A 23,006-nucleotide genomic window follows, 5' to 3' on the forward strand; every position below is an offset into this window, starting at 1 on the left:
AATGGATATCAGCGGACAAGATCGAATCAGCGGGAGGTACATCGTATGAGCGCCATCGTCATCGGCATCGCCGGGGGCACCGGCTCCGGCAAGACCACCCTGACCCGGCACCTGAAAGATCATTTCGGCCCCGACGTCACCGTCATCGGACATGACAGCTACTACAAACGCCAGGAGGGCAAGACCTATGAGGAGCGGGCCCTCCAGAACTACGACCACCCGGACGCCTTCGACACGGACCTGCTCATCCGGCACCTCCGGGAGCTGAAGGAGGGCCGGTCCATCCAGTGCCCCGTCTACTCCTACGTGGACCACAACCGCACGGACCAGACCACGGAGATCTTCCCCACCAAGGTGCTGATCGTGGAGGGCATCCTGATCTTCCAGGACCCGGTGCTCCGGGAGATGTTCGACATCAAGATCTTCGTGGAGACCGACGCGGACGAGCGCATCCTCCGCCGGGCCCTCCGGGACGTGGAGGAGCGGGGCCGGACCCTTCGGTCCGTGGTGAGCCAGTACCTGACCACGGTGAAGCCCATGCACGAGCAGTACGTGGAGCCCTCCCGGAAGTACGCCGACATCATCGTCCTGGAGGGCGGGCACAACCTGGTGGCCCTGGAGATGATCATGCAGCGGATCCAGAACCACATCGACCGGGACTGAGAGACGGCCGCCGCGCCCCAGCCGCCCCCCGGACCGCCGGGGCCCCCTCCGCATCCTTGGGGATCCTAGCCGCCCCTCCGGAAGCTCCCCCGCTCCTCCTCGTCCTCCGGCCTGGCCGTGCCGAAGGCGATGGAGGCGCTGCCGTACTTCCGCCGGATGCCGTCCACCGCGTCCTCCAGCCGCTCCCGGCGCTCCCGGTCCGCCTCCCCGGCGGCGAAGAGGTCCGCCTGTTCATAGGTCTCCCCCTCCGGCGTCAGGTGGATCGCGGTGACGGTCAGGGCCCGGATGGGGGCCGGCGGCTTCCACAGCTCCTCCGTCAGCTCCAGCGCGGCGGCGGAGATGTCCCGGATCAGGCGCGTCGGCGAGGCCAGCTGCCGCTGGCGGGAGCGGTCGCGGAACGCCGGGTCCCGCAGGGTGACATGGACGCCCCCGGCGTAGAGCCCCGCCCGGCGGAGGCGGCTGGCCACGAGATCGGACAAAACGCCGATCCCCGCCGCCGCCTGGGCCCGGGTGGTCAGGTCCTTGGAGAAGGTCGTGCCGCTGCCCACGGACTTCACCGGCTCCGCCTCATGCCGGGCCCGGACCGGGTCCCGGTCCAGGCCGTTGGCGTAGTCGTGGAGCTGGCCCCCCAGCTTGCCCATCAGGTCCTCCAGCATCTGCCGGCGGCAGGCGGCCAGCTCCCCGATGGTGGTCACGCCGTACTGCCCCAGGAGCTTCCTGGCCGCGCCGCCCACGTAGAGCATGTCCCCCGCCGGGAGGGGCCAGACGATGTCCCTCCAATCCTCCCGGGAGATGACGGTGGTGGCGTCGGGCTTTTTGTAGTCGCTGCCCAGCTTGGCGAAGACCTTGTTGAAGGAGACCCCCACGGAGAGGGTCAGCCCCAGCTCCCGTTCCACCCTCCGCCGGAGGGTATCCGCCAGGGCCCGGCCGTCCATGCCGAAGAGGTGGAGGGTGTGGGTCACGTCCAGCCAGCTCTCGTCGATGCCGAAGGGCTCCACCAGGTCGGTGTACTCGTCGTAGATGGCGTTGACCTTCCGGGAGTACTCCCGGTACAGCCCCCGGTGGGGCGGGAGCAGGATCAGCTCCGGGCATTTCTTCCTCGCCTGCCAGATGGTCTCCGCCGTCTGGACGCCGCAGCGCTTGGCAGGCTCGTTCTTCGCCAGGATGATGCCGCGGCGGGAGGAGGGGTCGCCGCAGACGGCCACGGGCGATCCCCTCAGCTCCGGATGGCTCAGCAGCTCTACGGAGGCGTAAAAGCTGTTCAGGTCGCAGTGGAGGATCACGCGGTCCACGGTGCCCCCTCCTTCCCCAGTCTCGATGGCCTTATGATAGCACATCCGTTCTGTTTTGAAAAGTGGAAATTAGGGGTTGCATTTTCCCCGGGACTGTCGTATACTAGCCTCAGGAAACAGAACTGAATACTTTGTCTTCAGGGCGGGGTGAGATCCCCCACTGGCGGTACAGTCCGCGACCGGAGGCCGTTCCCCCACGCATGGCCTCCGCTGACCCGGTGAGACTCCGGGACCAACAGTCACAGTCTGGATGGAAGAAGATGAGTGCGGCTCGGGCCGCGCCTTTCGGCGCGCTCCTTTGCTGCTTGTTCACCTTGGAGGAGTCAAAGCATCCAGGGTGTTTTCAAGTTTGTGAAGGAGTGTTTTCTTATGTCCAACTACGAGCCCAACACCGCCGCCATCCCCGCCGCCCGTCCCCGGGTCACCGTCAGGACCGTCACCTCCCTGGCCATGCTGGTGGCCCTGACCTATCTGGCCATGCTCATCAGCAACATGCTGCCCAAGGTCTCCGGCTTCCTGCAAATGGAGATCAAAGGCACCGTCATCGCCATCGGCGGCTTCCTCTTCGGTCCCCTGTCCGCCGCGATCATCTCCATCGTGGTGGCCTTTATCGAGATGTTCACCGTCAGCGACACGGGGATCATCGGCTGTATCATGAACCTGCTGGCGGCCTGCGCTTTCGCCTGCCCCGCCGCCTTCATCTACCAAAAGATGCGCACCCGGAAGGGCGCGGTCATCGGCCTGACGGTGGGCATCATCGCCCTGACGGTCACTATGCTCCTGTGGAACTACCTGATCACCCCCATCTACATGCACATGGACCGCTCCGTCGTGGCGGGCATGCTGCCCACGGTCTTCCTCCCCTTCAACCTGGTCAAGGGCGGGCTGAACATGGCCCTGACCCTCATCCTCTACAAGCCCGTGGTCACCGCCCTGCGGAAGGCCCGGCTGGTCCCCGAGCGGGAGGAGACCTCCAGCGGGGACCGCTTCGACGCGGGCTTCCTCCTGTTCTCCTTCGCGCTGCTGGCCACCTTCGTGGTGCTGGTGCTGGTCCTGGCGGGGAAGATCTGAGCCCCCCGATACGATCCAAGACGCGAGGCGGAGCCGTTCGGCTCCGCCTCGTTTTGGCGCGGGACTGCCCCCCCTCCCCCGCGCATCAGGAAATATTTTGAAAAAATTTCGTGGACTGTGACGAAAACCTCTTGCAATTCCTGGAAAGATCTGTTATCATGGTAAACTTAACGAGAAGGGAGGCGCAGCGCCATGGTCATCCATGAATCCGCGGAGGATTACCTCGAGTCCATCCTGATCATCCAGGAGCAGGCCGGGCAGGTCCGTTCCATCGACGTTGTCAACAAGCTGGGCTTCTCCAAGCCCAGCGTCAGCATCGCCATGAAGAAGCTGCGGGAGAGCGGCTACATCACCATGGCCGGGGACGGGAACATCACCCTCACCAGCAGCGGCATGGAGATCGCCAGCCGCATCTATGACCGGCACAAGACCATCACGAAGCTCTTCGAGCTGCTGGGCGTCTCCTCGGGACAGGCCGCGCTGGACGCGTGCAAGGTGGAGCATGACCTCAGCGAGGAGACCTTCGAGCGGATCTGCATGTTCGTGGAGGGACGGGCCGCCAACGCATGAGCAGGGCCCCCGGTGGGGAGGGAGCTTCCCGGCGATCTGCATAAAAAGAGGCAGGAAACTTCTCTCCCCAGAGGCTTGCATCCTTCCCGTTTTTCCGGTATGATTGGATATACTAAAGCAAGGATAGATGGCTGCAACGGAGTGCCGCGCGCACGGGCCCGCACCTGTCTCTCCATGCGGGCCGATAGGTGTTTCAAGTCCGAGTGGATTTGGGGCGCCTTTCTTTTTTACCCAAAAATCATTCATCGAGGAGGAACCCCACTATGATCCTGCTGGCAAACGGCAAGCTGATCACCCGAGACCCCGAAGGCACGGGCTATCTGCCCGACGGCGGCATCGTCACCGACGGCGGAGAGATCCGCGAGGTCGGGACCACGGCGGACCTGAAGGCGAGATACCCCCAGGCCGAGTTCGTGGACGCCAAGGGCGGCGTCATCATGCCCGGCCTCATCAACGCCCACACCCACATCTATTCCGCCCTGGCCCGCGGGCTCAGCATCGACGGCTACGCCCCCACCAGCTTCTACGAGGTGCTGGACGGCCAGTGGTGGTATATCGACCGCCACCTGGACCTGGCCGCCACCAGGGCCAGCGCCCGGGCCCTGGTCATCGACTCCATCAAGCAGGGCGTCACCACCATCTTCGACCACCACGCCTCCTTCTGTGAGATCCCCGGCTCCCTGATGGAGATCGCCGCGGTCACCCGGGAGATGGGCATGCGGGCCTGCCTGTGCTATGAGGTCAGCGACCGGGACGGCGAGGAGAAGTCCCTCCAGTCCGTCCAGGAGAACAAGGACTTCATCGACTACTGCGAGGCCCATCCCTCCGACATGCTGAAGGCCATGTTCGGCGGGCACGCCCTCTTCACCATCTCCGACAAGACCTTCGAGCGGATGGACGCCGCCAACGCCGGCCGGGTGGGCTACCACATCCATGTCTCCGAGGGCATGGACGACGTGTACGACAGCCTCCGGAACTACGGCCGCCGCCCCGTCCAGCGGCTCCAGGACCACGGCATCCTGGGCCCCAAGACCATCCTGGGCCACTGCATCCATGTGAACACGGCGGAGATGGACATCATCAAGGAAACGGACACCATGTGCGTCAACAACCCGGAGAGCAACATGGGCAACGCCGTGGGCTGCTCCCCGGTGCTCCGGCTCTATGAGAAGGGCATCCTGGTGGGTCTGGGCACCGACGCCTATACCAACGACATGCTGGAGAGCATCAAGGCGGCGCTGACCATCCAGCGGCACAACGCGTGCCTCCCCGGCGTGGGCTGGTGCGAGGTGACGGACATGCTCTTCAAGAACAACGCCAGGATGGCCCGGCGGGCCGGGTTCCCGGAGATGGGCGTGCTGAAGGCCGGGGCCGCGGCGGACGCGATCGTCATGGACTACAAGCCCTTCACCCCCTTCTCCGACGCCAACATCGACGGGCACATGCTCTTCGGCATGACGGGCCGCCAGTGTCAGACCACCATGATCGCGGGGAAGATCCTGATGAAGGACCGCCAGCTCACCGAGATCGACGAGGAGGCCGTCAACGCGGAGATCCTGGAGGTCTCCAAGAAGCTCTGGGGCCAGCTGAACCACTGCGAATACTGAGGCTCCGCTATGCTAAGGTTTATCGTTGGTTTTCTATTTGGATTCGTCCGTAGTCTCCTGAAATATCCCAAGTGAATTGCCTGCAATGGGAGGTTCTTTATGACATTAAATGAATTATCCAGTGCGTTAAAGGAAATGTATGCCACTGCATCCAAAGGTGAACAGACTACGATGATTCATCTTTTTGGTATCCGCTATTCAAATGAAATTCAAGAGGCAGATTATTCGCCAAAGGATATCCTTCAGATGGCGGGACTGCCTTCAAGCTATGTGACAGAAATCAATAAAGGCATCCGCTTGGCTCCTTATGTTGAGGAAAGAAATCGGTAATTTTCAAGGCAGTTCATAATAAATTTGGAGGTATCATAATGTCCGAACTCATGACCCCCATCCCCTTCCGGGAACTGATGACCTGGATGACCACCGAATACCGGCAGGAGGGCACCGTCTTCGGCGTCCACAAACCCTACAAGGCCGGCGTGAAGACCCTGCCGATCTTCGGCGAGAAGATCGAGACCCCCTTCGGCCCCGCCGCCGGCCCCAACACCCAGCTGGCCCAGAACATCATCGCCAGCTACTTCGCCGGGGCCCGGTTCTTCGAGCTCAAGACCGTCCAGAAGATGGACGGCGCGGAGCTGTCCGCCTGCGTGGCCCGCCCCTGCATCCTGGCGGAGGACGAGTGCTACAACTGCGAGTGGTCCACGGAGCTCTATGTCCCCCAGGCGTTCGAGGAGTACGTGAAAGCCTGGTGCGCCTGCAAGATCATGGCGAAGGTATACGGCCTGGGCGATCCCGACGCCTTCGTCTTCAACATGTCCGTGGGCTACGATCTGGCGGGCATCCAGGGTGAAAAGGTGGACACGTTCCTCCGCGGCATGACGGACGCCTCCCGGACCCCCATCTTCCAGGAGTGCATCCGGGTCCTCAAGGAGTTCTTCCCCGCCGAGGCCGCCTTCATCGACGGCATCTCCCCCCGCATCTCCGGCAGCGTGACCGTCTCCACCCTCCACGGCTGCCCGCCGGACGAGATCGAGCGCATCGCCGGCTACCTGATCGAAGAGAAGCGCCTCCACACCTTCGTCAAATGCAACCCCACCATCCTGGGCTACGAGACCGCCCGGTCCATCCTGGACGGCATGGGCTATGACTATATCGCCTTCGACGACCACCACTTCAAGGAGGACCTCCAGTACGAGGACGCCGTCCCCATGTTCCGCCGCCTCCAGGCCCTGGCGGATAAGACCGGCGTGGAGTTCGGCCTCAAGCTCTCCAACACCTTCCCCGTGGACGTGAAGGCCGGGGAGCTGCCCAGCGGGGAGATGTATATGGCGGGCAAGTCCCTCTTCCCCCTGACCACCGCCATGGCGGCCCGGATCTCCCGGGAGTTCGGCGGGCGTATGCGCATCAGCTACGCCGGCGGCGCGGACGCGCTGAACATCGACAAGCTCTTCGCCCTCGGCATCTGGCCCATCACCATGGCCACGACGGAATTGAAGCCCGGCGGCTACCAGCGCTTCGTCCAGATCGGCGACAAGCTGGACGCCCTGGCCTTCGAGCCCTTCACCGGCGTGGACGTGGAGGGCATCGAGGCCCTGGCCCTGGCCGCCCGGTCCGACAAGTACCACGTCAAATCCGTCAAGCCCCTGCCCAAGCGGAAGCTGGAGGCGAAGGTCCCCCTGATCGACTGCTTCACCGCCCCCTGCAAGGGCGGATGCCCCATCGGCCAGGACATCCCCGAGTATATCGAGCTGTGCCGGAAGGGCGCGTACGCCTCCGCCCTGCGCCTGATCTGCGAGAAGAACCCCCTGCCCTTCATCACGGGCACCATCTGCGCCCACCGCTGCCAGACCAAGTGCACCCGGAACCACTACGACGACTCCGTCCAGATCCGGGCCACGAAGCTGGTGGCCGCCGAGCGAGGCTATGACGCTTATCTGGCCAAGATCGACGCCCCCGCCCCCGTGGACGACGGCAGGAAAGCGGCCGTCATCGGCGGAGGCCCCGCCGGCATGGCCGCGGCCTACTTCCTGGGCCGGGCGGGCATCCCCGTCACCCTCTTCGAGAAGGCCGATAAGCTGGGCGGCATCGTCCGGCAGGTGATCCCCGCCTTCCGCATCTCGGACGAGGCCATCGACAAGGACGCGGCCCTGGTGGCCAAGATGGGCGCCGAGATCCGGCTGAACGCCCCCGCCCCCTCCGTCGCCCAGCTGAAGGCCGAGGGGTACACCCACATCTTCTTCGCCGTGGGCGCGTGGAAGGCCGGCAGGCTGGACATCCCCGGCAACGTGGTCCCCGTCATCGGCTGGCTGAAGGACCTGAAGGCCGGGAAGGACGTGTCCCTGGGCCATGTGGCCGTCGTGGGCGGCGGCAACACCGCCATGGACGCCGCCCGCGCGGCCCTCCGGGCCGGAGCGGCGTCCTCCACCCTGGTCTACCGCCGGACGAAGAAGTATATGCCCGCCGACGCCGAGGAGCTGGAGCTGGCCATCGCCGACGGCGTGCGGTTCCTGGAGCTGGTGGCCCCCGTGGAGCAGAAGGACGGGAAGCTCCGCTGCGAGAAGATGGCGCTGGGCGAGCCCGACGAGGCGGGCCGCCGGAAGCCGGAGCCCACCGGCGAGTTCGTGGAGATCGACTGCGACACCGTGATCTCCGCCGTGGGCGAGAAGGTGGACAGCGAGCTCTTCACCGCCAACGGCATCGAGGTGGACGCCAAGGGCCTGCCGGACTTCCGGACCAACGTGGAAGGCGTCTTCGTGGGCGGCGACGCCATGCGCGGCCCCGCCACGGTGGTGGAGGGCATCGCCGACGCCCAGTGGTTCGCCAACGCCGTCCTCGGGGATGCCCGCAAGTTCGAGATCCCCGCCAAGGCCGTGGCCTCCCGGGCGGACGCCATCGCCAAGAAGGGCATCCTCTGCGAGTCCGCCAAGTGCGAGGGCGAGCGGTGCCTGACCTGCAACGTGGTGTGCCAGGTCTGTGCCGACGTGTGCCCCAACCGGGCCAACGTGGTCATCGCCCTGCCCGACGGGCGGCATCAGATCCTGCATGTGGACCGGATGTGCAACGAGTGCGGCAACTGCGCCGTCTTCTGCCCCTACGACTCCGCTCCCTACCGGGACAAGTTCACCCTGTTCAAGACCCGGGAGGGCTTCGACGAGAGCACGGCCAACCAGGGCTTCCTGCCCCTGGGCCCCGGCCGGGTGCTGGTGCGCCTGGACGGCAAAGTCTTCGAGGCCGATCTGAACGCCGCGAACGACCTGCCCGCCGACATCGAGGTCTTCATCCTCACCGTTTTGAACAAGTACGCCTATCTCCTGGGCTGAGCCCCGGGACGCAGCGCGGAGGCCGGGATCGTCCCGGCCTCCGCGTTTCCTTGGGCGCTGTCCGTCAAGGACCTGTATCCATGACCGGGGGACACAGGTCCTAAAGCTCGATCTCCGTTCGGAAATACCGCTCCTGGAACCAGACCTGCCTCCCGATCTCCTCTTTCGACAGCCGCGTCCCTTCCGGGACCACCACCCATTTGTCCTCCACGTCGTCCAGGCGGCGGATGACCGCCAGCACCCGGCCGGTGAAGGTCCCGACCGGCTCCGCCACGCCCAGGACGTAGGCATCCTGGGCCTCCCCGTCCGGAGCGGGGACGCCCTCGACGTACCCGTAATTGACCGGGTACCGGAGGTCCGGGTATCGGGGGTGGACGCTGCCCAAAGGCCGGTCCACCGTCACCGTCACGATCTCACCGATCATCTTCGAAGCCCTCCCATCCCCTCCTGGCCCGCAGGGCCCGGCAGGGCCGCGCGAACGGCGCCATATGCCATGGCGGCGCTCCTCCCGCCCCCTCGCGGGGGCCTTCCCCCATCCTACCACACGGGCCGGCCGGTGTCGAGCCCCGGCTCCCGTCCCCTCTTCAAAGGACTTTCAGAAATATGACTGGAATTTACAGCCTGTCCGTGATATACTATTCCCTACATGAGCCAAGATCCCTGCATGAGTTAGGAGTGTGAGCCTTTTGACCCTGCTGTCTTCCGTCTTCCTGGGCGTCATCCAGGGCGTGACCGAGTTCCTGCCGGTATCCAGCTCCGGCCACCTCGCCATCGCGGAGCACCTGCTGAACATGTCCAACGCCTCGCAGGTCCCCGCCTTCTTCGACGTCCTGCTCCACCTGGGCACCCTGTTCGCCGTCTTTGCCGCCTACTGGGGGGACATCCGGGACATGGTCCTGGAGTTCTTTTACGGGATCGGCGACATCGTCCGCGGCACCACCCCCGCCCATGCGCCCCCCGCCCGGCGGATGATCGTGCTGATCGTGGTGGGCACGGCGCCCCTCTTCGCCGTCCTGCCCTTCAAGGACGCCATCGAGGGCCTGGGGGACAACATGTACTTCGTGGCCTTCGCCCTGCTGACGACGGGCTGCCTGCTCTTCGCCAGCGACCACGTCCGCCGGGGCCGCAAGACGGAGCGGTCCGCCTCGATGCTGGACGCCCTGCTGGTGGGCGTGGGCCAGGCCGTGGCCACCTGCCCCGGCATCTCCCGCTCCGGCACCACCATCACCGCCGGGTGCTTCGTGGGCTTCGAGCGGAAGTTCGCCGTGCGTTACTCCTTCCTGATGTCCATCCCCGCCATCCTGGGGGCCAACATCCTCAGCCTCAAGGACGCGCTGGAGGCCGGCATCCTCTGGGAGGAGGTCCCCGTCTACCTGGTGGGCGTGGCCGTCTCCGCCGCCGTCGGCTATCTCTGCATCCGCCTCATCAAGCTGGTGGCGGACAAGGGGCGGTTCGGCTTCTTCGCCTGGTACTGCTGGCTGGCGGGCATCGTCACCCTGGCCTTGATCTTCACGCAAACGTAACGCGGATCGGAGGTACATACCGTGGCTTCCACATCACGAAAGAGATCCTCTCCCAGCCGTCCCGGCGGGAAGGGGGCCAAAAAGCCCCCCCAGAAGCAGCCCGTCCGCCGGGAGGTCACCGGCGGCGTGCTGCTGGTGCTGGCGCTGTTCGTCTTCGTCAGCTACTTCGGCGTCAACGCCTTGTTCCTGGACTTCTTCGCGAAGCTCCTGAAGGGCCTGTTCGGCTATGGCTACTGGCTGGCGGGGCCTTCCCTGGTGCTGGCGGGGCTGATCCTGCTCACCCACCGGGGCCGCCCCGTCCAGCTCCGGACCGCCTGCGCCCTGCTGCTGCCGCTGTTCTTCGGCTCCCTGGCCCATCTGGCCTTCTGCAAAGAGACCTACGAGCCCTCCTTCTTCGGGATGCTGGGGGCCATCTGGACCGACGGTACGGCGCTGCGGTCCGGCGGCGCCGTCTCCGGCGTGCTGGCCAACGGCTGCGCCGCCGTGTTCTCCCCTCTGGCGTCCACGATCTTGTTCACGGTGCTCTTCGTGACGCTGCTGTTCCTGTCCCTGCGGCTGACCCTGGCCAGCTTCCGCCAGTGGCGGCAGTCCCGGCCCCAGTATGAGGAGCCCCCCGAGCCGGCCCCCCAGCCGGCCCCGCCGCCCAAGCGCCGCCCCGCCGGGGCCAAGCCCCAGATCGACATCCCCTTGGACGGCGAGGAGCGGCCCGCCAGGCCGGAGAAGTCCGGCAAGTTCACCGGCTTCTTCCGCCACAAGGCCGAGGCCCAGCCCACTCCCGACCAGGTCCTCCGGGCCCACGCGGAGCCGCCTGCCCCCGCGCCGGGAGCGGCCCCTCCCGCCCCGGCCGAGCGCAAAGCGGCCATCCCCGTGCCGCCGCCCGTCCCGGTGCCGGAGCCCGGCCCCGCCGTCCCCGCGGCGCCGGAGCCGCCGGTCCCCGACGCCGGTCCGGTCCGCCCGGAGCCGGTCTTCCCCGAGCCCGAAGTCCCGGAGCCGGAGCCCGCCGCTCCCGCGCCGGGGAAGGCGGAGGCCAAGCCCCTCCCCACCGCCGAGTCCTTCACCCGCAGCGGCAAGGCCGAGACCGCCAAGGAGGTGGCCGCCCAGACCGCCGCCGTGGCCGCCGAGATCGAGGAGAAGCTGGCGGCGGAAGAGGGGGCCTATCAGTTCCCGCCGGTGGACCTTTTGCGGATGAACCGGGGGGAGGACCATGTGGAGGCCGGAGCGGAGCTGCGGAACAACTCCCGCCGCCTGGCGGAGACCCTGACCAGCTTCGGCGTGGACGCCGCCCCCGGCGACGTGATCCACGGCCCCTCCGTCACCCGCTACGAGTTCATCCTGGAGCAGGGCGTGAAGCTCTCCAAGATCACCAACCTGGCGGACGACATCGCCCTGGCCCTGGGCGCCTCCGGGGTGCGCATCGCCCCCATCCCCGATAAGATCTCCGTGGTGGGCATCGAGGTGCCCAACAAGCAGGTGACCCCCGTCCTCATCCGGGACGTGATCGAGTCCCGGGAGTTCGCCGGGCACAAGTCCAACGTGTCCTTCGCCCTGGGCCGGGACATCGGCGGACGGAACGTCATCGGCGACATCGGGACCCTGCCCCATGTGCTGATCGCCGGCACCACCGGCTCCGGCAAATCCGTGTGCACCAACTCCCTCATCATCAGCCTCCTCTACAAGTCCACGCCGGACGACGTGCGCTTCATCATGGTGGACCCGAAGATGGTGGAGCTGGCCCCCTACAACGGCATCCCCCATCTGCTGATCCCCGTGGTGACGGACCCCAAGAAGGCCGCCGGGGCCCTCCAGTGGGCGGTGTTCGAGATGATGAAGCGGTACAAGACCTTTTCCGAGAACGGCGTGAAGAAGCTGGAGGAATTCAACCGCCTGGCAAAGGCCCGGGACGACCTGGAGCCCCTGCCCAGCGTGGTGGTGGTGATCGACGAGCTGGCGGACCTGATGCTGGTGGCGGCGAAGGAGGTGGAGGAGTCCATCTGCCGCGTGGCCCAGATGGGCCGCGCCGCCGGGATGCACCTGGTCATCGCCACCCAGCGCCCCTCCGCCGACGTGATCACCGGGTTGATGAAGGCCAACATCCCCAGCCGCATCGCCTTCGCCGTGGCGTCCTCCATGGAGTCCCGGATCATCCTGGACATCGGCGGCGCGGAGAAGCTGGTGGGCCGGGGCGACATGCTCTACGCCCCCCTGGGGGCCGGGAAGCCCACCCGCATCCAGGGCTGTTTCATCTCCCCCGAGGAGATCGAGCAGGTGGTCGCCTTCGTCAAGCAGACCGGCGAGGCCCAGTATTCCGACGAGGTCATCGCCAAGATCGAGGAATCCGTCCAGGAGAAGGGCGCGAAGGGCGGCAAGCCCGCCGCCCCCGAGCCCCAGGAGAGCGAGGAGGACGAGCTCCTCCCCGCCGCCGTGGAGGTCATCCTGGAGACGGGGCAGGCGTCCACGTCCATGCTCCAGCGGCGCCTGAAGCTGGGCTACTCCCGGGCCGCCCGCCTGGTGGACCAGCTGGAGGAGCGGGGCTACGTGGGTCCCTTCGAGGGCTCCAAGCCCCGGCAGCTCCTCATCACCAAGGAGAAATGGCAGGAGCTGAAGATGGGCGGGGCCGGCGCGGACCTGCCGGAGCCCGTCCTGGATCCGCCTGAGGAAGGATGAAGAAACGAGAGGGGCCCCTCCCGGGTCCCTCTCGCGGCTCTCCTCCTTCCCGCCGATGCAGTCCCCCTCCTTTTTTGACACTCTGAGGACTGCCCGCCTCTTCGGCGGGCAGTCCTCAGCCTGTCGAAAACGTCTTTTCGACAGGCTGAGCAAGTGTTCAGAACGTTCAAAAAAGTCCTGAACACTTATTGATCAAAACGAACGGGACCGCTCCAGAGGGACCCCGATAAAGAAAGTCTCCTGACAGGAGACAGCCGCATGATGCAAGATATACTATAACAGCCTTTTGAAAAAGGGAGAGGGTCCATGCGCGAATAGGACGAAAAAAGACTGGATCGACAGTCTTCTTTTCAACAGCCAAACTGAAGGGGCAGGTCCTGTCCTGGGCCTGCCCCTATCCCTGATCAGCAGCCGGGTCATAGAAAAAGCCGTAAAATAAACTGCTCATCCTCCACCTGAAAGCTGCAAGCGCCGCCGTACCGCTCCACGATGGCACAAATGCTCTGGACGCCGATCCCATGGCCCGGCTCCCCGGACACAGGGACCCCGTTCTCAAAGCGGACCGCCTCTCCGCAGGGATTGGTGACAAGCATGGTGAGCTTTCCCGTCCGCTCGTGGTATTGGAGCCGCAGGGAGACCGTACACGCCCGCCCCGCCGCGGCCAGTGGCCGGCAGGCGTGAAGGGCGTTCTCCAAGGAATTGGACAGCAGGACGCACAGGTCGCTGTCCGACACCGTGAGGAAGGCGGGCAGCGCGCCCTGGACCTCCAGGCGGATGCCATCCTTCTCCATCCGCCCGGCGAAGGCGGAGAGGATCAGGTTCGCCGCCTCGTTCTCGCAGTACCGCTGCACCGTCTGCGCCTCGATCTCCTGGAAGATCCCGGAGATGTAGGACTGCGCCCGCTCCTCCTGTCCGTTGCGGATGCAGTTGGAGAGGTATTGCAGATGGTGGCGCAGGTCGTGGCGGTGGCGGGCGGCCATCTCCTGGGACTGCCGCAGGGCGTTGATCTCCTGCACAGACTGGGCCAGCTGAATTTCAAGATTCTTCTGGATGTCCCGGAGCCGGGCCCGCTTGCGCTCCTCAGTGAAGTTGAACAGCAGGAAGATCAGATAGGCCGCGCAGCACACGAAGGGCATGAACTCCACCACCACCGGCTCCCCGCTGGAGAGCAGGTCGGTGTAAACCCTCGTCAGGTAGTCGAAGGCATAGTAAAGGGCCGGGATCGCGCCAAAACAGCACTGTATCTTCATGGGATAGCCAAACAGCTGGCGGATGGCGGGAGCGGCGAACCGCAGCAAAAACAGCAGCAGCGGCGCCGTGACCGCCAGCTCCGTGAGGTCCTGCACGATGGCTCCGCCGGGCAGGACCACCGCTGCCAGCAGTGCGACCCAGCGCCGGAGCTGGCAGAACAGGTAGGCGGTCAGAATGGAGACCGCCGGGCTCCACAGCTTTTTTGTCAGGACATAGAGAAGGAGCAGCAGGGGCAGATGTACGATGAGCGGATAGACCCGCAAGCGGAAGTCCGCGCTCCAGATCAGGTAGACCGCTCCCTGTGGGATCAGCATCACCGCCATGCCGCACCAGAAAACGATCCGCTCCCGCTGGGTACGCAGTGCGTCGCAGAAGGAGGCGGACAGGACGCCGCCGAAGACGCTCACCGCGGCGTCGTTCAGCACGGCGATCAGAATGTGGACCGTCTCATTCATAGCAGCACCTGCCCTTTCCTCGTGGCATACTCTAGGAACGAATTTTTTAGTTCGTTATATCTTCCCCGCGGAACAGGGATCTTCGCCCCACAGCACAGGATGACGGCGCGGTAGGAGAACTGCCGGATGTGATCCATATCGACGAAGCAGGAGCGGTGTACCCGGAGGAAACAGCGGTAAGCGGAAAGGTGCTCCAGCAGCTCATCCATGCCGGCCACCAGCTCCAGCAGGCTGCTGGATAAGGCCGCTCCTATCTCCTGGCCCCACCGGGTGCCGTACTGCTCCAAAAACAGGTGCAGCTCCTCCAGATCGGGGGGCTCGTTGTCACAAAGGGCGATCCTCGCCATATCGTCGGCTCCCTTCTCTTGATATATCTGGATCGTACCGAAATTTGATCGAAATGTCAATATTGGATGGGAAGAAAATCGATCTCACGGTGGGAGTCGATCCCAGATAAGGATCGCGTCTCACCGTGAGATCCATTTTTCAGCCGCAGTGATCCGGCCTTGGTGTCCGTGGAGACGTGCTTGGATTTGGGGATCCGTGATCGACCGGCAGGGATCTTGGGATAGACGGATCCCTCCGATCCATCGCCGCAGAAATAATCTGACAATATGATTCCCGGCATGGTCAGGGCCTCCTTTTGGGCAAAAGAGAACGCACGATCTTTCGATCGTGCGTTCTCCCGGGTGTCGATCCGTATCACATCGGCTTCATTTCGCGGTGACTGCCTGATGTTTTTGGGTCCTGTGTGTCATCCTTTATCAGGCACACCCTCCCGCGGTCCCTCTTGCAGCTCTCTTCCTTCCCGCCGATGGGATCTCCACTGCTATTTCGACGCTTCGACGCCCGGGAAGGGGGATCCCTTCCCGGGCGCTTCATCCATAAGGCCGAGTCCCGGCCAACGCCCCGCTCAGTTCCGCAGGCTGTGCAGCGGCGCGGGGATCCGCCCGCCGCGGCGGATGAACGCCGCGGAGGACTCGGGATGCACCGGCATCACCGGGGCGCTGCCCAGCAGGCCGCCCATCTCGATGGTGCCGCCCACGCCCTTCCCCGGCGCGGGGAGGACCCGCACGGCGGTGGTCTTGTTGTTCACCATGCCGATGGCCGCCTCGTCCGCGATGATGGCGGCGATGGTCTCCGCCGGGACATCCCCCGGCACCGCGATCATGTCCAGGCCCACGGAGCACACGCAGGTCATGGCCTCCAGCTTGTCGATGCAGAGCGTCCCCCTCCGGGCGGCGGCGATCATGCCCTCGTCCTCGCTGACGGGGATGAAGGCCCCGGAGAGCCCGCCCACGCTGGAGGACGCCATGACGCCGCCCTTCTTCACCGCGTCGTTCAGCATCGCCAAGGCGGCGGTGGTACCGTGGGTCCCGCAGACCTCCAGGCCCAGCTCCTCCAAGATCCTCGCCACGCTGTCGCCCACGGCGGGGGTGGGGGCCAGGCTCAAATCCACGATGCCGAAGGGCGTGTCCAGCCGGCGGCTGGCCTCCTGGGCGACCAGCTGGCCCATGCGGGTCACCCGGAAGGCGGTCTTCTTGATGGTCTCCGCCGCCACGTCCAGGGGCTGGCCCTTCACGGACTGGAGGGCATGGTGCACCACGCCCGGCCCGGAGACGCCCACGTTGATGACTTTCTCCGCCTCCCCCGCGCCGTGGAAGGCCCCGGCCATGAAGGGGTTGTCCTCCACGGCGTTGCAGAACACCACCAGCTTCGCGCAGCCCAGGCCGTCCCGGTCCTCGGTGGCCTTGGCGGTCTCTTTGACGATCCGGCCCATGAGGCCCACCGCGTCCATGTTGATCCCCGCCCGGGTGGATCCCACGTTGACGGAGGCGCAGACCAGCTCCGTCCGGGCCAGGGCCTCCGGGATGGAGCGGATCAGCGCCTCGTCGGCCCTGGTCATGCCCTTTTGCACCAGGGCGGAATAGCCGCCGATGAAGTTCACGCCGCAGCTCTGGGCCGCCCGGTCCAGGGCCAGGGCGAAGGGGACGAAGTCCTCCGTCTCGCTGGCCCCGGCCACCATGGCCATGGGGGTGACGGAGATCCGCTTATTGACGATGGGGATGCCGAACTCGTCTTCGATGTCGCAGCCGGTCTCCACCAGCTTCTCCGCGTAGCGGCAGATCTTCTCGTAGATCTTCTCGCAGGCCCGCTTGGGGTCCGGGTCGCAGCACGAGAGGAGGGAGATGCCCATGGTGATGGTCCGGATGTCCAGGTGCTGCTGGTCGATCATCTCGATGGTGGAGAGGATGTCCTTTTGATTCAGCATAGGGCCCCCTCCTTAAATGCTGTGCATGGCGTCGAAGATCTCCTCCCGCTGGATGCGGATGGAGAGGCCCATCTCGGCCCCCAGGTCGTCCAGGCCCCTGCCCAGCTCGCCGAAGCTGGCGGTGGACTTGCTGACGTCCACCGCCATGACCATGGTGAAGGCGCCCTGTAAGATCGTCTGAGAGATGTCCAGGATGTTGACGTTGTAGTTTGCCAGGCGGTTGCAGACGGCGGCGATGATGCCCACCTTGTCCTGTCCCAGGACGGTGACGATGGCGTTCATGATCCATCCTCCTTGATACTCTATGATTTTATGGAGACAGCTTCCGGCGAGGGGAGCGGCTCCCCTCGCCGGCACAGGGCTCAAAGCTCGTCGAAGAACTTGTCGTGGATGGACCGGACGGCCCGGTCCACGTCCTTCTCGTCCAGCAGGACGGATACCCGGATCTCCGAGGTGTTGATCATCTGGATGTTGATGCCCGCCTCGTAGAGGGCCTCGAACATCTTGGCGGCCACGCCGCAGTTGCTCATCAGGCCCACGCCCACGATGGAGACCTTGCCGATCGCGTCGTCGGATTCGATGTGGTCGAAGCGCAGGGCCTCCTTATGTTCTTTCAGGATGGTCTCCACCTCCCGCTGGTCCTTCTTGTGGATGGTGAAGGTGATGTCCTTGGTGTCCTCCCGGCCGATGGACTGGAGGATCACGTCCACGTTGATGTTGTGCTTGCTCAGCAGGTCGAAGACCTGGAAGGCCACGCCGGGGTTGTGCTGCAGGCCCACCAGGGCCACCCGGGCGATGCTGGTATCCTTGGCCACGCCCGCGATATTGGTCTTTTCCACTTTGGTAACCTCCTTGACTTTCGTGCCGGGCTTGCGCTCCAGGCTCGACAACACTTCCAGAGCCACACGGAACTTTTTCGCCAGCTCCACGCTGCGGTTGTGGAGCACCTGGGCGCCCTGGGACGCCAGCTCCAGCATCTCGTCGTAGGTGATCTCCTCCATCTTCCGGGCGGCGGGGACGACGCGGGGGTCCGCGGTATACACACCGTCCACATCCGTGTAGATCTGGCAGAGCTTGGCCCGGAAGGCCGCTGCCAGGGCCACGGCGCTGGTGTCGGAGCCTCCCCGGCCCAGGGTCGTCACGTCGCCGTTGCGGTCCACGCCCTGGAAGCCCGTGACGATGACGATGCGGTGCTGGTCCAGCTCCGCCTGGATGCGCTCGGAGTCGATCTTCCGGATCCGGGCGTCGGTATGGACGGCGGTGGACTGGATGCCCACCTGCCACGCGGCCAGGGACACGCAGGGCAGGCCCATGGCCTCCAGCGCCATGGCGCACAGGGCCACGCTGACCTGCTCGCCGGTGGAGAGGAGCATATCCATCTCCCGCTTGGAGGCGTTGGGGTTGATCTCTGCCGCTTTCTCGATCAGGTCGTCGGTGGTGTCTCCCTGGGCGGACAGGACCACGATCACGTCGTCGCCCTTCACATAGGTCTCCGCGATGATCCGGGCGACATTTTGGATGCGCTTGGCATCCCTCACGGAGCTGCCGCCGAATTTCTGTACGATCAAACTCATGTGTCTGTCTTCCTTTTCGCTTGAAGTCGGTTGGGTGGGGGCCTTCTCCCCCGCTCTATCATATGCGGCCGCCCGTCAGTCCTCCAGCACCCGCATACAGGCCAGCACGTTCAAGGTCCGGGACTGCCGGGCCGCGTCCTCGCCGCTGAGGGGATCGGTCAAAAACGCGGTCTCCCCGTCCTCGCTGAGGACCTCCACCTGGCCGAAGGCCAGGGCCGCGTCGGTGAGGCTGCCCTCGATGCGGAAGTAATGCCGGGTCTTCAGGCCCTCCGGCCCCTCGAAGCCCCCCGTGTCCGCCGACCAGCCGATCTCCTCCCGCCTGGGGCTTTGCTGGAGGCACTCCATCACGTCCGCCACGCAGGCCGACGCCGTGGGCAGCTCCCCGGCCCCCCGGCCGTAGAACATCACCTCGCCCGCGGCGTTGCCCCGGACCATGACGGCGTTGAACACGTCCTCCACGCTGGACATGGGATGGTCTTCCGGGATGAGGTGCGGGGCGACGTAGGCCGTGCGCCCGCCGCCGGGCAGGCGCACCGCCCGACCCAGCAGCTTCACCCGGTAGCCCGCCCGCTGGGCGATCTTCACGTCCCGGAGGCTCAGCTTGCTGATGCCCTCCATGGGCACCCGGTCCGGGTCGATCTGATGGCCGAAGGCCAGGGCGCCCAGGATGCAGATCTTCCGCCCGGCGTCGATGCCCTCCACGTCGGCGGTGGGGTCCGCCTCGGCATAGCCCTTGGCCTGGGCCTCCCGGAGGGCGTCGGAGAAGAAGGCCCCGGTGCGGACCATGCGGGTGAGGATATAGTTCGTGGTGCCGTTCAGGATGCCGCAGACCTCGTCGATGCGGTTGGCGGCCATGCACTGGGTCAGGGGATGGAGCACCGGGATGCCGCCGCCCACGCTGGCCTCGAAGAGATAGCTGACGTTCTTCCGCTTCGCCAGGGCCAGCAGCTCGCACCCCCGTTCGGCCACCAGCTGCTTGTTGGCGGTGACCACATGCTTCCCGGCGCAGAGGGCCCGCTTCGTATATTCGTAGGCCGCCTCCATGCCGCCGATGGTCTCCACCACCACCCGGATGGACTCGTCCTCCTCGATCTTCTTGAAATCGTCCGTCATCAGCTGGCGGTAGGGCCCGTCCTTGAAATGCCGGACCAGCACGGCCTTGACCTGCAAAGGCTCCCCCAGCTTCCGCTCGATCTGTCTGGCGTTCTCCGCCACCACCTTGGCCACGCCCGTCCCCACGGTGCCCAGGCCCAGGATCGCGATCTGTATCATTCCCGTAAACCTCTCTATCATTCCCAGATATCGCGCCGCTCCGTCCTGCCGCCGGGGCGCGCGGACGTCCTCTCCGCTCCCTCCGGCTCCCGGGGGAGGAGGGGAGGGGCTACCCGGCCAGGATCTCGAACCTCAGCACACCGTCCAGGCTGGTGACGTCCGCCATCAGCTGCTCCAGGGACTCCGCCATGCGGCTGGTCTCGGCGGAGATCGTCACCGCCGCGCAGCCGTTGGTGGGGATGCTCTGGTTGATGGTCAGGATGTTGGCCCCGGAGGCGGCGAAGACCGCCAGCACGCTGGACAGCACGCCGGCCACGTCCTTGAGCATGGCGTAAAAGGTGATGATGTGTTCCGCCTTCATGTCGTTGAAGGGCCGCACAGAGTCCTTATACTTATAAAAAGCGCTGCGGCTGATGCCCGCCATCCGTGTGGCGGCCCCTACGGTGTCCGCCTCGCCGGTCTGCATCATCCGCTTGGCCTCCGCCACCTTGACGAAGATCTCCGGCAGCGCGTCCGCCGCCACGATGTAGTATTTGATCGGTCTCGACATTGCGCCCTCCCCGCGCCCCGCCCTTGGCGGGCAGCGCGTCAGTCCGCCTATTGCGGTCATTTGTCCTTCCAGCATGGTAACACATTTTCAACGGCTCCGCAACTGTCGGAAACAGGGAAACTGACCGGGAAATCCTACTCCCACGTATGCAAAATGCCGGAGGGAGCCGGTCCCCGCCGCTCCTCTGTCTCCCCCGGGGCGGCAGACCCCCGCGGGATCGTCCGCCATCCAAAAATGGATATTCATCCGTTTATTCACCAGTCTTTGGGGGTCTTGTATAAAAAATGCACAAATAGTCGAAGTCCCCGCGGGATTTTTCGGACGGAACAGAGAAAACACGCAAATAATTATTCACAGTTTCTGGAAAACTATTGACAGCGCCCTCCCAACGTGCTAAAGTAACCGCAACCCGACGGGAGGAACGCCTCCCCTCGTCCTCCGGGCCCGCGCCCGGCTGAACGGACCACTATTTTGGAAGAAAAGGAAGATCGTATCATGAAGAAGTTTTTGACCCTCATGCTGGCTCTGGCGATGGTCCTGAGCCTGGCCGCCTGCGGCGGCAAAGACGCGGACGACAGCAGCCCCTCCGACGCCGGCACCCAGCAGCCCGCCGACACCGGCTCCGACGATTCCGGGGACGCCGGCAGCGATGCCGCGGACTGGAAGACCTCCCTCACTACCATCAACGCGGGCAAGCTGACCGTGGCCACCAGCCCCGACTTCGCCCCCTATGAGTTCTACGCCATCGCCGACGACGGCACCGCCACCCTGGCGGGCTTCGACATGGACCTGGCCCAGTACATCGCCGACTACCTGGGCCTGGAGCTGGAGGTCGTCCCCATGGACTTCGACGGCACCATCATGGAGCTCCAGCAGGGCAACGTGGACCTGGGCATGGCGGGCTACTCCCCCGATCCCAAGCGGGCCGGCGCCATGGACTTCTCCGACGTCTATATCACCGGCGGCCAGTCCTTCGTCTGCCTCCAGGAGAACAAGGACAAGTTCCCCGACCTGGCCTCGGCCAATAACCCTGACTATCAGATCGGCGCCCAGGTGGGCTCCATCCAGGCGGACCTGGCCAAAGAGCACACCCCCGACGCGGACATCATCGAGCTGGCCAAGGTGCCCGACATCCTGGCGGAGCTGCTGACCGGCAAGATGGACGGCGCGTTCATCGAGACCATGGTGGCCGAGAGCTACGCCGCCAGCTATCCCGAGCTCTGCGTGGTCCTGGACGTCCCCTATGACGCCAAGGGCTCCGTGGTGGGCGTGTCCAAGGGCAACGCGGCCCTGCTGGCCGGCGTCAACGAGGCCATCAACGCCGCCCTGTCCGACGGCTCCTTCGACCAGTACGTGGTGGATGCCGTGGAACAGGCTTCCGGCAACATCGTCGAGGGCCTGATCGAGGAGTGATCCCCTCTATGCCTTGCCCCTCCCCGCGGCGACGCGGGGAGGGCTTTCCCGTGACAGAAACAGAAACGAAAAGGAGGAACCGCCCGTGTTTACTGCCGCCGGTTTCGCAACGGCCTGGGAATACATATCCCTCTTCCAGCAGGGCTTGGTCTGCACCATCTCCCTCTCTTTGCTGACGGTGGTGTTCGGCTTCATCCTGGCCCTCATCCTGGCGATCGCCCGCTTGTCCGACATCCGCCCCTTCCGTTCCCTGGGCCTGACTGCGGACGGGCGCCTGCGGGAGCAGGGCTTCCTCACGGTGCTGAGCCGCTTCAACCCCATCAGCTTCCTGGCCACGGTCTATGTGGAGATCTTCCGGGCCACGCCTATGCTGGTCCAGCTGTTCATCGTCTACTACGTGCTGCTGGCGGACGTGCCCCTGCCCTCCTTCAAGCTGTTCGGCTTCATCCGGTTCGAGCGGTTCTTCCCCGGCGTGGTGGCCCTGTCCCTGAACTCCGGGGCCTACCTCTCCGAGATCATCCGCGCGGGCATCCAGTCCATCGACGGCGGGCAGACCGAGGCGGCCCGTTCCCTGGGCCTGTCCCAGGTGCAGAACATGCGCTTCATCATCCTGCCCCAGGCCATCAAGAACATCCTGCCCCCCATCGCCAACGAGTTCGTCACCATCATCAAGGAGTCCTCCATCTGCTACACCATCGGCGTGCAGGAGATCATGTACGCGGTGTCCTCCATCAAGGGGGCGACCTACCGCATCGCGGAACCGTTGATCATCGCGACGGTCATCTATTTCTGCCTGACCTTCCCCACCAGCAAGATCATCGCTTACTTTGAGAGGAGGATGAGCCGTGGCGACAAGCGGTAGTCTCATCCAGGTCACGGACCTGAAGAAGCACTATAACCGGGGGGCCATCAAGGCCCTGGACGGCGTCAGCGTGGACATCGAGCGGGGCGACGTGATGGTGGTCATCGGCCCCTCCGGTTCCGGCAAATCCACCTTCCTGCGCAGCCTGAACCTGCTGGAGGAGCCCACCGGCGGTTCCATCGTCTTCGACGGCGTGGACATCACCAAGAAGAAGGTGAGGGACGCCGAGGGGAAGCTGGTGAAGCTGGACATCGACCAGCACCGCCAGAAGATGGGCATGGTGTTCCAGCATTTCAACCTCTTCCCCCACATGACGATCCTGGACAACATGACCCTGGCCCCCATCAAGGTCAAGGGGATGTCCAAAGCCGCCGCCGAGGAGAAGGCCCTGGCCCTGCTGGACCGGGTGGGCCTGAAGGACCGGGCGGAGGCGTACCCCATCCAGCTCTCCGGCGGGCAGAAGCAGCGCGTCGCCATCGTCCGGGCCCTGGCCATGGAGCCGGAGGTCATGCTCTTCGACGAGCCCACCTCCGCCCTGGACCCTGAGATGGTGGGCGAGGTGCTGGACGTGATGAAGGGCCTGGCCCGGGAGGGCATGACCATGGTGGTGGTCACCCACGAGATGGGCTTCGCCCGGGAGGTGGGCA

Annotated in this window: 20 protein-coding genes and 1 riboswitch; of the genes, 11 read left to right on the forward strand and 9 right to left on the reverse strand. The window is 65.1% G+C overall.

The features are described 5' to 3' along the window. Positions 1 to 45: 45 nt before the first annotated feature. Complete coding sequence (gene udk, locus QZ332_RS05150) at positions 46 to 663, forward strand: uridine kinase (RefSeq protein WP_295763224.1); 618 nt, start codon at positions 46 to 48, stop codon at positions 661 to 663. Positions 664 to 728: 65 nt separating this feature from the next. On the opposite strand, the gene QZ332_RS05155 is transcribed toward udk, so the two are convergent. Beyond that, positions 729 to 1,955 (reverse strand): DNA polymerase IV, encoded by a 1,227-nt coding sequence (locus tag QZ332_RS05155; RefSeq protein WP_295763227.1) that lies wholly within the window; start codon positions 1,953 to 1,955, stop codon positions 729 to 731. A 129-nt stretch (positions 1,956 to 2,084) separates the two neighbouring features. Beyond that, positions 2,085 to 2,221, forward strand: a riboswitch (FMN riboswitch). 103 nt (positions 2,222 to 2,324) lie between these two features. Here QZ332_RS05155 and QZ332_RS05160 point away from each other — a divergent pair. From QZ332_RS05160 to ygfK, 5 genes are all read left to right on the forward strand, one after another. Continuing rightward, positions 2,325 to 3,026 (forward strand): ECF transporter S component, encoded by a 702-nt coding sequence (locus tag QZ332_RS05160; RefSeq protein WP_295763230.1) that lies wholly within the window; start codon positions 2,325 to 2,327, stop codon positions 3,024 to 3,026. A gap of 192 nt (positions 3,027 to 3,218) precedes the next feature. After that, positions 3,219 to 3,596, forward strand: a complete 378-nt coding sequence (locus QZ332_RS05165) for a metal-dependent transcriptional regulator (RefSeq protein WP_295763233.1) — start codon at positions 3,219 to 3,221, stop codon at positions 3,594 to 3,596. Between the two features lie 263 nt (positions 3,597 to 3,859). Beyond that, entirely contained in the window at positions 3,860 to 5,203 is a 1,344-nt protein-coding gene (gene ssnA / locus QZ332_RS05170; protein WP_295763236.1) for a putative aminohydrolase SsnA, read from the forward strand. 99 nt (positions 5,204 to 5,302) lie between these two features. Continuing rightward, positions 5,303 to 5,533 carry a hypothetical protein gene (locus tag QZ332_RS05175; protein ID WP_295763239.1) on the forward strand — a complete coding sequence of 77 codons (231 nt, stop codon included), beginning with the start codon at positions 5,303 to 5,305 and terminating at the stop codon, positions 5,531 to 5,533. Between the two features lie 38 nt (positions 5,534 to 5,571). Further along, positions 5,572 to 8,523: a putative selenate reductase subunit YgfK gene (ygfK, locus tag QZ332_RS05180; protein WP_295763240.1), complete on the forward strand. Its 2,952-nt coding sequence runs from the start codon at positions 5,572 to 5,574 to the stop codon at positions 8,521 to 8,523. Between the two features lie 100 nt (positions 8,524 to 8,623). Here the strand turns inward: ygfK and QZ332_RS05185 are convergent, their stop codons facing one another. Then, positions 8,624 to 8,947 carry an inorganic pyrophosphatase gene (locus tag QZ332_RS05185; RefSeq protein WP_295763243.1) on the reverse strand — a complete coding sequence of 108 codons (324 nt, stop codon included), beginning with the start codon at positions 8,945 to 8,947 and terminating at the stop codon, positions 8,624 to 8,626. Positions 8,948 to 9,200: 253 nt separating this feature from the next. Between QZ332_RS05185 and QZ332_RS05190 the strand changes: the two genes are divergently transcribed. Continuing rightward, a complete protein-coding gene (locus QZ332_RS05190; RefSeq protein ID WP_295763245.1) occupies positions 9,201 to 10,046 on the forward strand; it encodes an undecaprenyl-diphosphate phosphatase in 846 nt (281 codons plus the stop codon). Positions 10,047 to 10,067: 21 nt separating this feature from the next. Further along, positions 10,068 to 12,710: a DNA translocase FtsK gene (locus QZ332_RS05195; protein ID WP_295763247.1), complete on the forward strand. Its 2,643-nt coding sequence runs from the start codon at positions 10,068 to 10,070 to the stop codon at positions 12,708 to 12,710. 416 nt (positions 12,711 to 13,126) lie between these two features. Here QZ332_RS05195 and QZ332_RS05200 read toward each other — a convergent pair whose 3' ends face one another. The 7 genes from QZ332_RS05200 to QZ332_RS05230 all read right to left on the reverse strand — a co-directional run bounded on the left by QZ332_RS05200 (position 13,127) and on the right by QZ332_RS05230 (position 20,084). After that, positions 13,127 to 14,416 (reverse strand): sensor histidine kinase, encoded by a 1,290-nt coding sequence (locus QZ332_RS05200; protein WP_295763248.1) that lies wholly within the window; start codon positions 14,414 to 14,416, stop codon positions 13,127 to 13,129. Beyond that, positions 14,413 to 14,763, reverse strand: coding sequence for a LytTR family DNA-binding domain-containing protein (locus QZ332_RS05205; RefSeq protein WP_295763250.1), 351 nt, complete (start codon positions 14,761 to 14,763; stop codon positions 14,413 to 14,415). Before QZ332_RS05205 ends, QZ332_RS05200 begins: the two co-directional genes overlap by 4 nt. Positions 14,764 to 15,329: 566 nt before the next feature. After that, positions 15,330 to 16,688 carry a PFL family protein gene (locus QZ332_RS05210; protein WP_295763252.1) on the reverse strand — a complete coding sequence of 453 codons (1,359 nt, stop codon included), beginning with the start codon at positions 16,686 to 16,688 and terminating at the stop codon, positions 15,330 to 15,332. A gap of 12 nt (positions 16,689 to 16,700) precedes the next feature. Then, the gene (locus tag QZ332_RS05215; protein ID WP_295763254.1) at positions 16,701 to 16,970 is read right to left on the reverse strand and encodes an ACT domain-containing protein; all 270 of its coding nucleotides are present in this window, start codon (positions 16,968 to 16,970) and stop codon (positions 16,701 to 16,703) included. Between the two features lie 80 nt (positions 16,971 to 17,050). Beyond that, positions 17,051 to 18,262: an aspartate kinase gene (locus QZ332_RS05220; protein ID WP_295763256.1), complete on the reverse strand. Its 1,212-nt coding sequence runs from the start codon at positions 18,260 to 18,262 to the stop codon at positions 17,051 to 17,053. 75 nt (positions 18,263 to 18,337) lie between these two features. Further along, positions 18,338 to 19,534 (reverse strand): homoserine dehydrogenase, encoded by a 1,197-nt coding sequence (locus tag QZ332_RS05225; protein WP_295763258.1) that lies wholly within the window; start codon positions 19,532 to 19,534, stop codon positions 18,338 to 18,340. 109 nt (positions 19,535 to 19,643) lie between these two features. Beyond that, entirely contained in the window at positions 19,644 to 20,084 is a 441-nt protein-coding gene (locus QZ332_RS05230) for an ACT domain-containing protein (RefSeq protein ID WP_295763260.1), read from the reverse strand. Between the two features lie 495 nt (positions 20,085 to 20,579). Here QZ332_RS05230 and QZ332_RS05235 point away from each other — a divergent pair, with 495 nt between their 5' ends. From QZ332_RS05235 to QZ332_RS05245, 3 genes are all read left to right on the forward strand, one after another. Further along, positions 20,580 to 21,497: a transporter substrate-binding domain-containing protein gene (locus QZ332_RS05235; RefSeq protein ID WP_295763262.1), complete on the forward strand. Its 918-nt coding sequence runs from the start codon at positions 20,580 to 20,582 to the stop codon at positions 21,495 to 21,497. 85 nt (positions 21,498 to 21,582) lie between these two features. Continuing rightward, positions 21,583 to 22,359 (forward strand): amino acid ABC transporter permease, encoded by a 777-nt coding sequence (locus tag QZ332_RS05240; RefSeq protein WP_295763264.1) that lies wholly within the window; start codon positions 21,583 to 21,585, stop codon positions 22,357 to 22,359. A gap of 19 nt (positions 22,360 to 22,378) precedes the next feature. After that, positions 22,379 to 23,006 (forward strand): amino acid ABC transporter ATP-binding protein (locus QZ332_RS05245; protein ID WP_367116650.1); only part of this gene is annotated, 628 nt, incomplete at its 3' end.

This window comes from uncultured Oscillibacter sp. (assembly GCF_910584465.1).
In the GTDB taxonomy this organism is placed as follows: domain Bacteria; phylum Bacillota; class Clostridia; order Oscillospirales; family Oscillospiraceae; genus Oscillibacter.

Excerpts from the sequence above, each read along its gene's own strand:
- udk (WP_295763224.1), top strand. The coding sequence starts at position 46 with ATGAGCGCCATCGTCATCGGCATCGCCGGGGGCACCGGCTCCGGCAAG.
- QZ332_RS05160 (WP_295763230.1), top strand. The coding sequence starts at position 2,325 with ATGTCCAACTACGAGCCCAACACCGCCGCCATCCCCGCCGCCCGTCCC.
- QZ332_RS05165 (WP_295763233.1), top strand. The coding sequence starts at position 3,219 with ATGGTCATCCATGAATCCGCGGAGGATTACCTCGAGTCCATCCTGATC.
- ssnA (WP_295763236.1), top strand. The coding sequence starts at position 3,860 with ATGATCCTGCTGGCAAACGGCAAGCTGATCACCCGAGACCCCGAAGGC.
- QZ332_RS05175 (WP_295763239.1), top strand. The coding sequence starts at position 5,303 with ATGACATTAAATGAATTATCCAGTGCGTTAAAGGAAATGTATGCCACT.
- ygfK (WP_295763240.1), top strand. The coding sequence starts at position 5,572 with ATGTCCGAACTCATGACCCCCATCCCCTTCCGGGAACTGATGACCTGG.
- QZ332_RS05185 (WP_295763243.1), bottom strand. The coding sequence starts at position 8,947 with ATGATCGGTGAGATCGTGACGGTGACGGTGGACCGGCCTTTGGGCAGC.
- QZ332_RS05200 (WP_295763248.1), bottom strand. The coding sequence starts at position 14,416 with ATGAATGAGACGGTCCACATTCTGATCGCCGTGCTGAACGACGCCGCG.
- QZ332_RS05205 (WP_295763250.1), bottom strand. The coding sequence starts at position 14,763 with ATGGCGAGGATCGCCCTTTGTGACAACGAGCCCCCCGATCTGGAGGAG.
- QZ332_RS05210 (WP_295763252.1), bottom strand. The coding sequence starts at position 16,688 with ATGCTGAATCAAAAGGACATCCTCTCCACCATCGAGATGATCGACCAG.
- QZ332_RS05215 (WP_295763254.1), bottom strand. The coding sequence starts at position 16,970 with ATGAACGCCATCGTCACCGTCCTGGGACAGGACAAGGTGGGCATCATC.
- QZ332_RS05220 (WP_295763256.1), bottom strand. The coding sequence starts at position 18,262 with ATGAGTTTGATCGTACAGAAATTCGGCGGCAGCTCCGTGAGGGATGCC.
- QZ332_RS05225 (WP_295763258.1), bottom strand. The coding sequence starts at position 19,534 with ATGATACAGATCGCGATCCTGGGCCTGGGCACCGTGGGGACGGGCGTG.
- QZ332_RS05230 (WP_295763260.1), bottom strand. The coding sequence starts at position 20,084 with ATGTCGAGACCGATCAAATACTACATCGTGGCGGCGGACGCGCTGCCG.
- QZ332_RS05235 (WP_295763262.1), top strand. The coding sequence starts at position 20,580 with ATGAAGAAGTTTTTGACCCTCATGCTGGCTCTGGCGATGGTCCTGAGC.